We start from the raw sequence: 15,933 nt of genomic DNA, 5'->3' as shown, positions 1-15,933 counted from the left end.
TAGAATTATGCTTGTGCTGGTCTCATGCCCATTTCTTTTAAAAATCTAAAATGTGCTACAATAGCTTTTCTTGTTGTTTCGTATTCTTTGTAAGGTAAGTTAAATTCCTTAGCAGTTTCTTTCACAATCTTGGCAATTTTCCCATAATGGACATGACTAATATGTGGAAAAATATGGTGCTCTACTTGGTGATTCAATCCACCTGTGTACCAATTTATAATTTTACTTTTAGCACCAAAATTTACTGTAGTTTTAAGTTGGTGTATGGCCCAAGTATTTTTCATTGTCCCATCTGCTTCTGGTATTGGCATTTCTGCCTCATCCATAACATGTGCTAATTGAAATACGACACTTAGAATTAAGCCGGCAACATAATGCATAATTAAAAATCCAATTAAAATTTTGTACCAAGCTATATCTGTTAATAAAATTGGCAATACAATCCACATGGCTAAATAGATTAGTTTTGAAATCACCAACTTACTCCAATTTACTACTGGATTAGGAAATTTTCCGTAAGATAATTTACGCTTCATGTAGCGTCTCATTTGTTGAAAATCTGTGGTAATTGCCCAATTAATGGTTAGTAAACCGTATAATAAAATAGAATAGTAATGCTGAAATTTATGATGTTTATGCCATTCTGTATGCTCAGAAAAACGTAAAACTCTACCAGCTTCTAAATCTTCATCATGACCGTGAATGTTAGTGTATGTATGGTGTAAAACGTTATGTTGTACTTTCCAGTTGTAAACATTACCTGCTAAAATGTAAATACTGCTACCCATTAATCTATTAACCCATTCTTTGTTAGAAAAGGATCCATGGTTACCATCGTGCATCACATTCATACCAACACCAGCCATGCCTATTCCCATAACTATAGTTAAAAGTAATTGTGCCCAAGTAGGAATATCTAGTGTTAATAATAAGAAGTAAGGTGCTAAGAACATGGCAAACATTACAATAGTTTTTAGCCAAAGTTGCCAGTTTCCAGTGCGTTTTATATTATTTTCTTTAAAATAATTGTTAACGCGTTTGTTTAGTGTTCTAAAGAACTTGGCTGAGTCTGCTCTAGAAAAAGATAGGGTTTGTTGTGCCATTTAATCTGTATTTAAGGTTATAACGCTAGGGAATGAGTTACATTATAACGCGCCAAAGATAGTTAATATTTAAAATCGAGCATTATGCTTTAGCATTAAATTATACACACTAAATTAAGTATTTTTACAAAAATTATATGTTATGGAGCTTATCCTAAAATATTTCCCAGATTTAACTGAAACTCAAATCCATCAATTTGAAGCGCTAGAAGGTTTGTACAAAGACTGGAATGCTAAGATAAATGTTGTATCTCGTAAAGATATTGATGACCTCTATTTAAGACATGTGCTGCATTCTTTGGCTATTGCCAAGGTGATTCAGTTTAAGGATAATTCTTCAATTTTAGATGTAGGCACAGGAGGTGGTTTTCCTGGTGTACCTTTAGCGATATTATTTCCAAATTGTCAATTTCATTTAGTAGATAGTATTAATAAAAAGTTGAAAGTGATAAATGCGGTTTGTGAAGCTATTGATTTAACTAATGTAAAAACTACGCATAGTAGGGTTGAAGCAGTAGATAAAACTTTTGATTTTATTGTGAGCAGAGCTGTTACGGCTATGCCAGAGTTTACCAAATGGGTGAAAGGAAAAGTTGCTAAGAAACAACAGAATGAATTAAAGAATGGAATCCTCTATCTTAAGGGTGGTGATTTAACAGAAGAGTTAAAGCAATATACTAATGTAAAAGCTTTTTTACTTTCAGATTATTTTGATGAAGATTTTTTTGAAACTAAAAAAATTATTTATTTACCTATGAAACATAAATAAAAAAGCCTCTCAGTTGAGAAGCTTTTCTGTTTCACAATCAAAACTTTATTTGGCTAAAAACTTAGTTACAAAACTTGCATTGTTATCGCTTGTAATATTTAAGATATAAAAACCCGAGGCTAAATTTACAGGTATTAAACTGCGGTTATTTAAAGCCATAGTCGTATTAAAAACTATTTTTCCTGTTACATCTATTATACTAATATTTGCTTTAGTATTAGTATTAGACAGTAATACTAATTGACTATCAATAGGATTGTTTTCTAACTGAAATTCAAACAAATTATTATTTGAAACACTCAAAGGAAGGCTTAAAATCTCAGTTAATGCAAAAGCTACATTTGCTTCTGTTAACTGCACATGCGGTTCATTGTCGTCTGGTAAAAAAGTATTATCAAACGGAGTTACATTTGTGGTAGCCCTTCCTGCTAAGTTTATATTGTGATGCCAGTTAATATCATCATCAGTTGCTTCCTCAGTAATGTCGAGAGCTAGTCCACTAACAGAAGGAATGAAGCTAAACTTATCAATTTGCAAAGCTGCTAAAAAATCAGCAGCAATGCCACCTCCAGCTCCTAAATCACCAGTTAACGCTGATAAATCGAACAAACCACCTGGTGCAGAATCTACACCATCAAAATTTGTAGTACCAGAACTTGCAATTGACTCTAAATTTGGAATAAACGGCGGTAAAAGTGGTGCAAAGAAACGACTTACTTGCTGAGAAGATCCTGCACTAGGTGTCATATATAATTCTATTTCCACATCTATTATTCCAATAACACCAGAATCAACAGGGAGTGTTGTGTTTACCATTGTGAAACCATTTGTTACTGGTGTAATACCGTCTTTTGCTAAATAGGTATTGCCTATACCACTACCATTTATTATAGCAACATTACGAACATTTTCAGGAAATCCACTAACTCCAGATTCAAACGTTGTCCTGAAAGAATGAGGTTGAGGCAATGTCAGTAATGGGTCAAAAGTAAATGCATCTGCGCCAGATAAATGAGATTCAAAATGATCAACTAATAATTGTCTCGCTGCAGGTGATTTAAGAAACCCATCAATTAAGGGCTCTAATTCTGCTACAGGACTCAAAGAGTTATTGGCTAAAAAGTTCAGTTGATGCTGTAAACCAATCGGCACATTAGCGCCAAGGTGAGGTGAGTCAAAAGATATATATAATCTAGTATCTGAATCTATAGTTTCATTTTCCATGTACTTTAAAGCATAACGCGCTATAATTCCTCCCATACTTGGACCAATAATAACATTCTGCTCTGGGCTGTTTGGTGCTTTTGCTGTATTAATTATATCAAGAAGTTCTACTAATAACATAGCATTTCTTTCCATAAAATCTGCTCCTCCATCTACAGTAGATCCATCAGCAGCTCTAATATATGTAGGGAAATTTAATAAAACCACATCAAAACCTTCTGCGCGAACTAAATCTGCTAAATTTTGTACCCCTGAAGTTCCTGTAAAATCTAATGAACTATATAAATCACTGATGTTTCTAGTGTCACCTGGATCAAAACCATCAACAACAATAATTGGTTTGTCTAAAATTTCATCAGCACTTAAAAAAATCTGATACTCTCCTTCACCAGGATAATCTGTAGTCTCACCGTAGGCAGATAAACTTGGCGTAATACTAGATGTAAATTCTGTTTGAGCAAAAATTAAAACAGGTAAGAATAATAAGATAAAAAAGTAATTTTTTTTCATAGGTAGAAATTTTTGTAATTAAGACTCAAAAGATACAAAGTTTAGTCTTGCTATTATATTTTTTTAGTGGCATTTCTATTAAAAGCAAAAAAAATCCTTAAAAGGATGTGCTTCTAAGGATTTAATTATCAATTTATTATAGAATTTAGCCTAAAAAAGGATACCTATAGTCTGTTGGAGTCACAAAAGTTTCCTTAATTAATCTAGGGGACACCCAACGCAATAAGTTTTGCGCGCTACCTGCTTTGTCATTTGTGCCAGATGCTCTTGCACCACCAAAAGGTTGTTGTCCGACAACAGCTCCTGTAGGTTTGTCATTTATGTAGAAGTTGCCAGCGGAGTTTTGTAAAGCTTTTGTAGCTTCTTCAACAGCATAACGATCTGCTGAAATAATAGCACCGGTTAAAGCATACTCACTAGTGTCGTCAACTAATTTTAAAGTTTCTGAAAACTTATCGTCTTCATATACATATATGGTCATTACAGGGCCAAAAAGTTCAGTACACATTGTTGTATATTTTGGGTTTGAAGCAACAATAACTGTAGGTTCTATAAAGTAACCTTTAGATTTATCATAATTACCACCAGCAATGATTTCTGCATCACTATCCGTTTTTGCACCATCGATATATTTTGCTAATTTATCGAAAGAACCTTCGTGTATTACTGCTGTAATAAAGTTGCTCATATCTTCAGGTGAACCCATTTTGAATGACTTCATATCTTCTAAGAGATATTTCTTAACATTTGTCCAAATACTTTTTGGAATATAGGCTCTGGATGCAGCACTACATTTTTGACCTTGAAACTCAAAAGCACCACGCGCAATAGCAGTTGCTACTTGTTTAGCATTTGCTGATTTGTGAGCAACGATAAAATCTTTACCACCAGTTTCACCGACAATTTTTGGGTAGGTTTTATAGTTATGGATATTGTTGCCAATCTGTTTCCATAGTTCTTTAAAAATAAATGTAGAACCTGTAAAATGTAAACCAGAAAAATCTGGACTTGCTAATACTGTATTTGTAATCATTACTGGGTCACCAAAAACAACATTTATAACACCATCTGGTACACCTGCTTCTTTAAAGACGTCCATAATTACTTTTGCAGAATACACTTGACTATCGCTAGGTTTCCAAACCACAACATTACCCATTAATGCCATACAAGCTGGCAAATTACCAGCAATAGCAGTAAAGTTAAACGGTGTTACAGCGTAAGTAAACCCTTCTAGTGGTCTGTATTCTACTCTATTCCATGCCTCACTTGTGCTTTCTGGTTGCTCCATGTAAATGTCAGTCATAAACTGAACATTAAAACGTAAGAAATCAATAAACTCACAAGATGCATCAATTTCAGCTTGGTGAACGGTTTTAGATTGTGCAATCATAGTTGCTGCATTAATCTTTGCTCTGTATGGGCCAGCAATTAATTCTGCAGCTTTTAAGAAAATTCCAGCACGTTGTTCCCAAGGCATCTGTGACCAAGACTTACGTGCTTCTAGTGCTGTTGCAATAGCTAAATCGATATGTTTTTGTTCTGCTATATGGTATTTGCCAACAATATGCTGATGATCGTGTGGAGGAGACATTGTTCTCGTATTACCAGTTTTTACATCTTCACCGTTGATATATAAAGGAACTTCAACCTTACTGTTAAACATTGCCTTATATGCGTCTTGAACAGCTTTACGTTCTGGCGAACCAGGTGCGAATGATTTTACTGGCTCATTAACTGCTAATGGTACATTAAAGAATCCTTTTCCCATAATAGATTGTATTTTTTGTTTGACTTTTAAAAGGGCAAAGGTACAATATTTATGATATATTATTAGTTTCAAACGTTATAGTTATGCTGTTATAAAACTATTTTTTTTGTAAGTTGCCTACTGAAATATTAGAATGTTTTTATGTCAAAAAATGATGCCTTTATATTAACTTTGGCCTATCCCGAAACTATCGTGCCTCATGCTAAAGAATGGTATTCTAAGTTTCTAAGATTTTTGTTTGTTGGAGGTAAGAACCATGTGAGAGCCGGTCATGCTGCTTTAGTTTTAATTGATAAATCTACAGGTATTTTAGAGTATTATGATTTTGGACGTTATATCACATCTTCTCCAAATGGAAGAGTAAGAGGAAGGAATACCGATTTTGAACTCAATTTTACAATTACCGCGAAAATAGAAAACAATAAAATTCGAAATCTGGATAGTATTCTAGAGTTTTTAGCAACTCAACCTAAACTAATTCATGGAGATGGTAATTTGTATGCTTCTGTTTGTGATGCAGTAAATTATAATTTGGCAAGAAAATATATTGACAAAATGCAGTGCGAGGACTTTATTAGGTATGCAGCATTTAAAAAAAAGGCTAGTAATTGTGCGCGTTTTGTAACTGATTCTTTAATCGCATGTACTACAGATGTAGCTATAAAAAAGAGATTACAAAACTCTAAGTGGTTTACTCCGAGCACTATTGGAAACGTCGTTATTGCTGATACAGAAAGTTATGTTTATAAGGTTTCTGAAGAAGGTGAAATAAATAAGTTTAATTCTACAGTTAGTAAAGAAAATAGACGGTTGTTCTTAGATAAACTTAAAGAATATAATCCAAGCTTAGTAGGAACCATTGAACCGAAGCATAACAATATTAAAGTTGAGCATGCACAATGGATTGGTGGTATTGGGTCGGGAGCATGGTTTGAGGTTTACGATATAAAAAGTGATTTAGAGTTTAGATTTAGACGAATTTCTTCTTATGGTAATATTGATTGCGATGGTATTTATATAATTGATAAACAAGGATTTAATATAAATTTGGACTATCAATTTGTACATTACTCTAATTGCTTATTCTTTCATATAGAACAAGATTCTAAACAATATAGATTTGATTTTATAAAAAATTATAAATTTTAATTAAGTGCAAAAGGAGCACTTAATTTAAATGTTGGGATATAAACTTTAAACTTATTGGCTTTGGTGAAATTTACCATATTATAATGACCACGCATAGCTCCAAAAGGAGAAGTTAAAAGACAACCTGAATTATATGTGTGAGATTCGCCTGGTTTTAAAACAGGTTTTTTGCCAATAACACCTTCGCCTTCAATAATCTCTTCGTTATTTAGGGCATCCAGTATTTTCCAGTGTCTAGTGTTTAGCTGAACAGAGTCCTTACTTTGGTTTTCAATAGTTACTTTATAACCAAAAGCAAAGTGCACTTTATAGTTCTTATAAAATGTGCCTTCAAAATTGGTTTCAACAGAAATTTTAATTCCGCTTGTAACTTGCTGTACCATTAATCTTAAATTAATTGTATGCTAAAATAGCATAATTTTTGAATGATAAACTAATAATAACGTTAAGAAGCAGATAAATTTAACAAATGTGCAGATACAAAGCTCTCTATGGTCTTAAAAAAGGCTAAAATGTCTTCTTTTTCTAGTTCTGTGTTTATTGTAACCATTCTAACAAATTCATTTTCTTCGAATTTTCCAAAACCCACCAAAAGCTCTGAATTTTCGTAAAGTGCTGTGCATAATTCATTAGCAGTGATGCCTTTGTAATTAAAACATATAGAAATGGAATCGTTAAAACTATATAAGGTATAATCTTTATGTTCGTTGATGTAGTCTCTTGCGATTTTTGCCATTTCGAACTGCTTATCCACAATTTTTTCTAAGCCTTTGGTCCCAACAGATTTCCATAAAGTCCAAAGTTTTAGGGCATCATTTCGTCGTCCACACTGTAAGGAGGTTTTTCCTAGATTATAATCATCTCCATCTGTCTGGTATAAATAATCTGCTTCATTAGAAAAGGAATGATGTAACTGTTCTCTATGTTGCGTAACAATAACAGAGCAACTCAAAGGTGTGCCTAACATTTTATGAGCATTTACACTAAAGGAGTCAGAAAGTTCTAAACCATTAACCAAGTGCTTGTACAAATTACTAAAAATAACACCACCACAATAAGCGCCATCAACATGTAACCATAGTTTATACTTTTTGCAGACTTTACTAATAGCTACAATATCATCAAAAGCTCCAAGTACAGTTGTGCCTGCTGTAGCATTTACAAAGAAAGGTTTGTAACCGTCATTGATGTCTTTCTTAATTAGTTCATCTAAATGTTCTGTAAGCATTTCACCTTTGGCGTTAGTATTTACTAGTCTTACATGATTTCTACCTATGCCAGTTAATGCTGCATTTTTTGAAATAGAATAATGCGATTCTCTAGATGTGTATAGTGTCATTGAATTTAATAGTCCTTCAGCTCTAATAGATTTGTTTTTATGATCTCTAGCCATAATTAACGCCATCATATTACTTATAGAACCACCAGGTGCTAAAGTCCCATCACTATCATTAGAATAGCCAGCTAAGTGGCATATACTTTTTAGGACTTGCTTTTCGATACCAACTTGTGGGCCAGCAACTTTGTAGGTGTACATGCTATTATTAAGTAGTACTGCAATTAAATCACCTAGTGCGGCCTTTCCAATACGCCCTCCAAATAATTGATTAAAGAATGATTTCGAAGCTGTTTTTGGAGTGCTTTTTATAACATCTTTCAGTATGATCTTTAGTTCGTCATCTATAATACCATCATTATTTAATGATAAATCTAATTGTTGATATAATTCTGAAGTAGGAATTGGCTTTGCGACAGGTTGATTGGTTTCAGCTTCAAAAATAGCGTCGCATAATTCAGAAAATAAGGCAATGTCATTTTGCATATTTAAAAACGTTTAGTAGATAGTGAAAGTTAAAATAAATTTAGTCTGTAGAATACGATATTACTTACGTTTTTAGTTAGAGATATCTACTGAAGAGGCTTCGCCATAACCGATAAGACGGTCAAAACGAGCACCTAAATCTCTGTAATAAACCAAAACTTTGTAGTTGTTTTCGGTTTGCCAAAAATCACCACTGATAAGGCCTTCGTCTAACTCTCCCGTAATTTTATCTACTGCAACGTACTTGTAGTTGTAAAACCCTTGCTTTAATAGCAACATACTTTCATAACGTCCACTTTCAGGGTTAAATTCCATTTTGGTAAAATCTTCAATAGCAAATGCATTAAAGTTGCCATAAACATGTAGGTTTTTATCTTTTAATTCTTCATGCAATAGTGAGAAATGAATCATAGTATAATCCGCTTCAACATCAACATCCGTTCTATCTATAACAGTAATTTGAAAGTTACCATTTATATCAGGATTGTATGTGTAAGGTCTGTCTTTTCGAGATGTATTGGCATATAAATAATTGTGATAAATCTCTTTTAGCTCAATAAATTGAACACCTACACTAGATGCTCTTACATTTTTGTTTTCAAAATACAAATATTCATTTCCACCCCAAAAAGCAGACTCAGTATCATAACGATAGATAAGTTCGTTGCCTAAAGTGTATTGTGGCTTTAAATCTGAAATGGCTGTATTAAGGTTGTTATTCTGAATAACAAGCGTTTTAATAGTTTCTAAAGGGTTATTAAAATTGATGATATTTGTAGAAATCACCATATCCACAGATTGCTTTTCTGCTATAACTTTAACGTCTCTAGAACGTTTAATTATGGCTCCTACATTGACCAAATCTTCGTAAACCATGAATTTTCTACTGAACATAAGTTCGTCATAATCATCGTAAATTGAAATCATATAGTTACCGCTCTTTAATAGAGCTCGTGTTTGTATATTTGGTATTCTTAAATCGTAGTGCGAGTAAATTTGGTAGGTATTAAATGAATTCTCATAAGTTAAAATTCTTTGATTATCTAAGCCTTTTAAATATTCAGATTTCACTAGAATTGAAGGTGTCCAATCAAAATTAAAATACTCTATTATATAATAGAAGTCTTCTTCGTCTCCATTTAAAGCATCAAATTCTAAATTTAAAGGTTCACCTAGTTTTAAAACTGGTAGCTGACCTTGTGTGGTATTGCTTTTGAAAGTTATTGTTTTAATAAAATCAGGAGGACTAACTTCTTCTACTTGAGAAAGCAAAATTGTTGGCAATAGTAAAAGCAATAAAATGTTATAAAAGTTCTTTTTCATTCTTAAAAATCTATGATGCATCAAAGATAATCAAAATCCATGCCTAAGCATCGTTGTATTATTTATTAAGCTTCTCATCTATAATTGATAAAATTGCATTTGCTTGATTCTAACATTATTTGCTGTCTTCCTATCCTATTATACTCTAATAATGATTTAAGGTATAGATTTCCAAAAAATTTATCTTTTTTAAAAAAAGATTCAGAAATTTCAACAGTTTTAATTTGTCGAGGTTTATAATTCAAGCGATCTCTGAATTTGTTACTCGCTATTTTGAGAACAAAATTGGATATTTCGTCTTCAACTTTTCCTAATAACCTCATTGCATCTTCATGATCCTCAAATCCAGATTCTAAATCTGCAGAAAACTAGGCTAACAGATGTCTTAAATGTTCGTTTTGAATTAAATCAATTTTCCCAGCGCTTATCAAGGAATTATAGGCTCCTGTGACAGGTTCGGCTCTATACCAAGATGTACCATAAGTAATTAGGTAATCTAAAGAGTCTAAATTTTTATCAAAGTATTCAAATTCTTTTTGATCTTGGCGTTCATGGATCTCCAATAAAATTCTACTATAGTCCATAACTCTATTTTGCATTAACATAGTTTCTTCAATTCTCTTTTTTGAGACTTGAAAATCGGATTGTAAAGCCGTTAGAATTTTTAGCTCTTCATTAGATGCTTTTCTTTTTTCATTCCATGTGTTAATCTGTAGGGCAATTAAAATTCCAATAACCACAAGTACGATTTCGCCTATGGCATATTTAAAATAGCGTTGTGTTTTGTTTTCGTTTAGCAATTTTTTACGACTATTTCTAAATAGTTTTATCATCTTCAATTAAAAGTATTTGAGTTTAAATATAATTATTAATACGTGGTCTAACACAGCTAGCTTATTTAAAATCGTTATAAATAAAAGAGGTTCACTTTAATTTGAAAATATAATTGCTCATTAATTCGTAAATTTGCACCGATTTTTAGATAACTAATCTTTAAAGTATATGTCAAAAGACATCAGAATTAAAAAGGGTTTAGATATAAAGTTAGTCGGTGAAGCTGAACAAACTATAGAAAATGCTATTATTAGCAATTTCTACTCTATAAGACCTGAAGATTTCCACAGTATTATCCCAAAACTTATTGCAAAAGAAGGTGCACGTGTTAAAGCAGGTGAGACCTTATTTTATAATAAGGATAATGAAACTATGAAGTTTGTTTCGCCAGTCTCTGGTGAAGTTACTGAAGTGAAACGTGGACCAAGACGTCGTATAGACGCTATTAAAATTAATGCAGACAAAGAACAAGCCTATGTAGATCATGGTAAATTTGATTTATCTGCTGATGCAGATAAAGTTAAATCTCATTTATTAGCATCTGGGTGTTGGGCTTTTATTAAACAACGTCCTTATGATGTCGTTGCAAAAGCAGATAAAACCCCTAAAGCAATTTTTATTTCTGGTTATGCGAGTGCGCCTTTAGCAGCTGATTTAGACTATACTTTAGCTGGTAAAGAATCAGAGATGCAAGCTGCGATTACTGCACTAGGAAAACTAACTGATGGTGAGGTACATATTTCTGTAGGAAAGAATGCAAATTCACCTTTAGCCACCCTTTCTGGTGCAACTATTCATAAAATTTCAGGGCCACATCCTTCTGGAAATGTTGGGACTTTAATCAATAAAGTAGATCCTATTAATAAAGGGGAAGTAGTTTGGACAGTTAATGCTCAAGACCTTGTTATTATAGGAGAGTTGTTGCTTACAGGAAAATTTAATGCAGAGCGTGTAGTTGCTTTAGTAGGTTCAGCAGTACAAAAGCCAAGATATTTTACTACAAAAATTGGAAGCGAAATAGCAACAATGATTTATGACCATGGTATTGAAAAAGATGCCAACGTTAGAATAATTTCCGGAAATGTACTCAGCGGGAAACAAGTACAACCAGATGGAAATTTAGATTATTACAGCAATACAATTTCAATTATTCCGGAAGGTGATGATTACGAATTTTTTGGATGGACTAAACCAGTTTTTAATAAAATATCAACCTCAAGAGCATTAACATTTTCTTGGTTAAAGCCTAGTAAAAAATACGATTTAAACACAAACACCAATGGAGAACATAGAGCGTTTGTAGTAACTGGTGGCTATGAAGAAGTTTTTCCATTAGATATTTTTCCGATGCAAATCTTAAAATCATGTATGTATAGAGATATAGATGAAATGGAGGCTTTAGGAATGTATGAAGTTGCTCCAGAAGATTTCGCGTTAACAGAGTTTGTGTGTGTTTCTAAGCAACCTCATCAAAAAATTATTAGAGAAGGTTTAGACTTAATGCTTAAAGAAATTGGATAATATAAATTAGTTGAACTTAGATGTTATGCTGAACACACCTGTTTACAGTAGCAACAGAGGAGGTTGAGTTGAAGCATCTAGGAACTAAAAATTATAAAAATGGGTTTAAAAAATAAATTACATAATTTTAAAGAAAAGAATAAGAATAAAAAGTGGATACCAGCATTTAGTGCAATCCATACGTTCTTATACTTGCCAAATGAGACCACACATAATGGAACTCATATAAAAGTTGCTGACGATTTAAAACGCACCATGAATACCGTTATTTTGGCTCTGGTACCGTGTTTAATTTTCGGAATGTTTAATGCAGGTTACCAACATAATTTAGCCGTTGGAGAAATTCAAGCAGCTGCAAGTGGTTTCTTTAGTTCAGAATTTTGGTCTATGGCCAACTTTACTATTGGCTTTTGGAAAATTTTGCCACTTATATTAGTGTCTTATGGTGTTGGTTTAGGAATTGAATTTATTTTCGCCATAATAAAGGGACACGAAGTTGAAGAAGGATACTTAGTAACAGGAATGCTAGTTCCATTAATTGTCCCAATAGATATTCCACTTTGGATGCTAGCAGTTGCAGTGGTTTTTGGTGTTATCATTGGTAAAGAAGTGTTTGGAGGCACCGGAATGAATATTTTAAATCCCGCTTTAACCATTAGAGCCTTTTTGTTTTTCTCTTATCCAACTTGGATGAGTGGCGATAAAGTTTGGGTTGAAGGCGCAGTTAAAAGAGGACAGGAGATTGCAGAAGGTGCCAACTTAGATGCTATTTCTGGAGAAACCATACTTGGAGGTATTGCCCAAAATAACCCAGTGACGCATACCGTTGCAGATATGTTCTTTGGTTTTATTCCTGGTTCTATTGGTGAAACTTCAACCCTACTGATTTTATTGGGAGGATTGTTTTTAATCTTTACCAAAATAGGAAGCTGGCGTATCATGCTTTCTGCTGTCATTGGAGCCGTAGTAATGGGGCTTATTTTCAACAGTGTTGTTGACGCTGGTTGGATTACACAAAGCAGTAAGTTCTATGGCTTAATGAGTACACATTATTGGCATCACTTATTAATAGGTGGACTTGCCTTTGGTATTGTATTTATGGCTACAGATCCAGTAACTGCATCACAAACCAATAGAGGGAAATGGATTTACGGATTTTTAATTGGGTTTATTTCAATATTAATCCGCGTGTTTAACCCTGCATATCCAGAAGGCGTCATGCTTGCCATTTTATTAATGAATGTGTTTGCCCCAACAATTGACCATTATGTGGTTCAAGGAAATATAAAACGCCGTCTAAGACGTCTTAAAGTAAAAAAAGTATAGCAATAATGGAAAAGACAACTGATAAAAATTCTTATACCCTACTTTTTGCCATTGGAATGGTTGTAGTGGTTGGCTCAATATTGGCTTTTGCTGCATCAGGATTTAAAGATAAAATAGATGAAAACAAGCGTATAGAAAAACAACTTAATATTTTGTATGCGATGGGTGTAAACGAGAATGAAGAGAGTAGCATGAGCTTTGTTTCAAAAGATATTGTTGAAGATGAGTTCAAAAAATATATTACCAAACAGTTTATAATCCAAGGAGATAAAATTAGCGAAGATAATAACGCTTATTTGCTAGACCTTAAAAAAGAACATGCTTTGGCTAAAGGTCCAAGCCATGTAAGACGCTTGCCTTTACTTATAGGAGAAAAAGACGGTATAAAATATTATATCGCACCAATAAGAGGAAAAGGTTTATGGGATGCCATTTGGGGTTATGTGGCATTAGATGAAAACATGGTGGTTCTAGGTGCGTTTTTTGACCATAAAGGTGAGACGCCTGGTCTGGGAGCCAATATTAATCAACGTTTTTTTATGGATGATTTTATTGGTGAATATTTATTTGACGAGTCTAATAACTTCAAAGGTATTAATGTTTCAAAAAGTAATGCAGACCCAAAAAACATGGATAAAAAAGACAATGAGGTAGATGCCATTGCAGGAGCAACTATAACAGGAGATGGTGTATCGGCAATGATTAAATCTGAATTGAGACTATACCTACCTTATTTCGAAAATTTAAAAAACTAATTTATGGGACTTTTATCAAAAAAAGATGCAAGATTAATACTAGACCCTTTAGCAGATAATAATCCAATAACCATTCAAGTATTGGGTATTTGTTCGGCATTGGCAATTACAGCAGAGTTGGAAGCTTCTATTGTTATGTCAATTTCTGTACTATTTGTGTTAGGTGTAGGGAATGTGATTATTTCATTGATGCGAAATATCATTCCATCAAAAATCAGGATTATAGTTCAGTTAATTGTGGTTGCAACACTGGTAATTATAGTAGATTTAGTACTAAAAGCCTACGCTTATGAGTTGAGTAAAACACTATCGGTATTTGTTGGATTAATTATCACTAACTGTATCATTATGGGACGCTTTGAAGCATTTGCTTTAGCTAACAAACCTTGGCCATCTTTTCTTGATGGCATTGGAAATGCCTTAGGATATGGTCTCATTTTGGTAATTATTGGGTTCTTTAGGGAATTATTAGGATCTGGAACCTTACTTGGGTTTAAAGTTTTAGGAGATCCTATCGAAAAAACTGGAGTCTATGCTTTAGGTTATGAAAACAACGGATTTATGCTACTATCACCTATGGCACTTATAGTGGTTGGGATTATTATTTGGATACAACGCTCAAGGAATAAAGATTTATTGGAAGACGAACTTGTAGGACATTGTGATATATAATAAACAATGATACTAGAAGTCAATAAATAAGTTTTAAGATTACAATACATAAAAAAATGGAACACATAGAGTTATTTTTTAAATCAATTTTTATAGACAACTTAATATTTGCCACATTCCTTGGGATGTGCTCATACCTTGCAGTCTCTAAAAAAGTTACTACAGCGATTGGTTTAGGTTCAGCTGTAATATTTGTGTTGGCAGTAACCGTACCCTTAAACTGGTTATTGGATCAATATATTTTACAAGAAGGTGCATTGGCTTGGTTAGGACCTGAATTTGCAGAATACGACCTTAGTTTTCTGTCTTTTATATTATTTATTGCAACCATAGCTACTATGGTGCAATTAGTAGAAATAGTTGTAGAAAAATTTTCACCAGCATTATATAATTCATTAGGTATTTTCTTGCCATTGATTGCTGTAAACTGCGCCATTTTAGGAGGATCTTTATTTATGCAGTCTCGTGAGATTGAAACCTTAGGATTAGCTTTTAATTATGGAGTGAGTTCTGGTATTGGTTGGTTTTTAGCAATTTTAGCTATTGCAGCCATTCGCGAAAAAATTAAATATTCAAATGTGCCACCAGCATTAAGAGGATTGGGGATTACATTTATTATCACTGGTTTAATGGCAATTGGGTTTATGAGTTTTGGAGGGATGTTGACTGGAGGAGATGAAGAAGCAAAAGAAGTGAAAACGGCAGTCATTGAAAGTAACCCAAGTGAAGATGAAATTAAGATGGCCAAGCAAGTTGAAAAAACAAAATCAATAGCCGATAATAATATTAAAGTAATAAAGTAACATGATCTTAACCGTAGGTACATTAGGAACAGTCATAGCCACAATAGTAGCTTTTTTAGTAGTGACATTGTTATTGGTAACATTGCTATTATTTGTAAAACAAAAATTAGCACCTTCAGGCCCTGTAATGATTACAATTAATGATGAAAATAAAATTGAAGTAGCTTCTGGCGATACATTGCTTACAACCTTAGGCAATCAAAAAATATTTTTACCATCAGCATGTGGTGGTGGTGGCACCTGTATTCAATGCGAATGTCATGTATTATCAGGCGGAGGTGAAGCTTTACCTACTGAAACGCCTCATTTTACAAGAAAAGAACTGCAAGAAGGGATACGTTTAGCATGTCA

The 15,933-nt window shown here is 33.2% G+C and carries 15 protein-coding genes; 8 read left to right on the top strand and 7 right to left on the bottom strand.

The genetic code is table 11. The features are described from left to right. Positions 1-5 precede the first annotated feature (5 nt). Complete coding sequence (locus AAC053_RS06860) at positions 6-1,103, bottom strand: acyl-CoA desaturase (RefSeq protein ID WP_339754513.1); 1,098 nt, start codon at positions 1,101-1,103, stop codon at positions 6-8. 142 nt (positions 1,104-1,245) lie between these two features. On the opposite strand from AAC053_RS06860, the gene rsmG reads away from it, so the two are divergent. Next, positions 1,246-1,872 (top strand): 16S rRNA (guanine(527)-N(7))-methyltransferase RsmG, encoded by a 627-nt coding sequence (rsmG, locus tag AAC053_RS06855; protein WP_339754510.1) that lies wholly within the window; start codon positions 1,246-1,248, stop codon positions 1,870-1,872. 45 nt (positions 1,873-1,917) lie between these two features. On the opposite strand, the gene AAC053_RS06850 is transcribed toward rsmG, so the two are convergent. Further along, complete coding sequence (locus AAC053_RS06850) at positions 1,918-3,606, bottom strand: T9SS type A sorting domain-containing protein (RefSeq protein WP_339754507.1); 1,689 nt, start codon at positions 3,604-3,606, stop codon at positions 1,918-1,920. A gap of 145 nt (positions 3,607-3,751) precedes the next feature. Continuing rightward, on the bottom strand, positions 3,752-5,377 hold the full coding sequence (gene pruA, locus AAC053_RS06845) for an L-glutamate gamma-semialdehyde dehydrogenase (protein WP_339754504.1): 1,626 nt from the start codon (positions 5,375-5,377) through the stop codon (positions 3,752-3,754). 141 nt (positions 5,378-5,518) lie between these two features. Between pruA and AAC053_RS06840 the strand changes: the two genes are divergently transcribed. Further along, the gene (locus tag AAC053_RS06840) at positions 5,519-6,526 is read left to right on the top strand and encodes a DUF6695 family protein (RefSeq protein WP_339754502.1); all 1,008 of its coding nucleotides are present in this window, start codon (positions 5,519-5,521) and stop codon (positions 6,524-6,526) included. Here AAC053_RS06840 and apaG read toward each other — a convergent pair. From apaG to AAC053_RS06820, 4 genes are all read right to left on the bottom strand, one after another. Next, positions 6,523-6,909 (bottom strand): Co2+/Mg2+ efflux protein ApaG, encoded by a 387-nt coding sequence (gene apaG, locus AAC053_RS06835; RefSeq protein WP_045475426.1) that lies wholly within the window; start codon positions 6,907-6,909, stop codon positions 6,523-6,525. The two genes, AAC053_RS06840 and apaG, sit on opposite strands and share 4 nt — an antisense overlap. Positions 6,910-6,971: 62 nt before the next feature. Next, positions 6,972-8,348 carry an aminotransferase class V-fold PLP-dependent enzyme gene (locus AAC053_RS06830; protein ID WP_339754498.1) on the bottom strand — a complete coding sequence of 459 codons (1,377 nt, stop codon included), beginning with the start codon at positions 8,346-8,348 and terminating at the stop codon, positions 6,972-6,974. Positions 8,349-8,420: 72 nt separating this feature from the next. Continuing rightward, the gene (locus AAC053_RS06825; RefSeq protein ID WP_339754495.1) at positions 8,421-9,671 is read right to left on the bottom strand and encodes a DUF5103 domain-containing protein; all 1,251 of its coding nucleotides are present in this window, start codon (positions 9,669-9,671) and stop codon (positions 8,421-8,423) included. 368 nt (positions 9,672-10,039) lie between these two features. Further along, positions 10,040-10,504, bottom strand: a complete 465-nt coding sequence (locus AAC053_RS06820; protein WP_339754493.1) for a DUF6090 family protein — start codon at positions 10,502-10,504, stop codon at positions 10,040-10,042. A gap of 169 nt (positions 10,505-10,673) precedes the next feature. On the opposite strand from AAC053_RS06820, the gene AAC053_RS06815 reads away from it, so the two are divergent. The 6 genes from AAC053_RS06815 to AAC053_RS06790 all read left to right on the top strand — a co-directional run. Continuing rightward, positions 10,674-12,026: a Na(+)-translocating NADH-quinone reductase subunit A gene (locus AAC053_RS06815; RefSeq protein ID WP_339754491.1), complete on the top strand. Its 1,353-nt coding sequence runs from the start codon at positions 10,674-10,676 to the stop codon at positions 12,024-12,026. 99 nt (positions 12,027-12,125) lie between these two features. After that, the gene (locus tag AAC053_RS06810) at positions 12,126-13,352 is read left to right on the top strand and encodes an NADH:ubiquinone reductase (Na(+)-transporting) subunit B (RefSeq protein WP_339754487.1); all 1,227 of its coding nucleotides are present in this window, start codon (positions 12,126-12,128) and stop codon (positions 13,350-13,352) included. Positions 13,353-13,357: 5 nt separating this feature from the next. Continuing rightward, entirely contained in the window at positions 13,358-14,107 is a 750-nt protein-coding gene (locus AAC053_RS06805) for a Na(+)-translocating NADH-quinone reductase subunit C (RefSeq protein ID WP_339754484.1), read from the top strand. A 3-nt stretch (positions 14,108-14,110) separates the two neighbouring features. Next, positions 14,111-14,779: an NADH:ubiquinone reductase (Na(+)-transporting) subunit D gene (locus AAC053_RS06800; protein ID WP_339754482.1), complete on the top strand. Its 669-nt coding sequence runs from the start codon at positions 14,111-14,113 to the stop codon at positions 14,777-14,779. Between the two features lie 56 nt (positions 14,780-14,835). Beyond that, on the top strand, positions 14,836-15,582 hold the full coding sequence (gene nqrE, locus AAC053_RS06795) for an NADH:ubiquinone reductase (Na(+)-transporting) subunit E (protein ID WP_339754479.1): 747 nt from the start codon (positions 14,836-14,838) through the stop codon (positions 15,580-15,582). A gap of 1 nt (position 15,583) precedes the next feature. Then, on the top strand, positions 15,584-15,933 hold a 350-nt coding region (locus tag AAC053_RS06790), incomplete at its 3' end, for a 2Fe-2S iron-sulfur cluster-binding protein (RefSeq protein WP_339754477.1).

Source organism: uncultured Winogradskyella sp. (assembly GCF_963975125.1).
GTDB lineage: Bacteria > Bacteroidota > Bacteroidia > Flavobacteriales > Flavobacteriaceae > Winogradskyella.
Note: the sequence above shows the minus strand (reverse complement) of the source record. Positions and strands in the feature narration are given on the sequence as shown.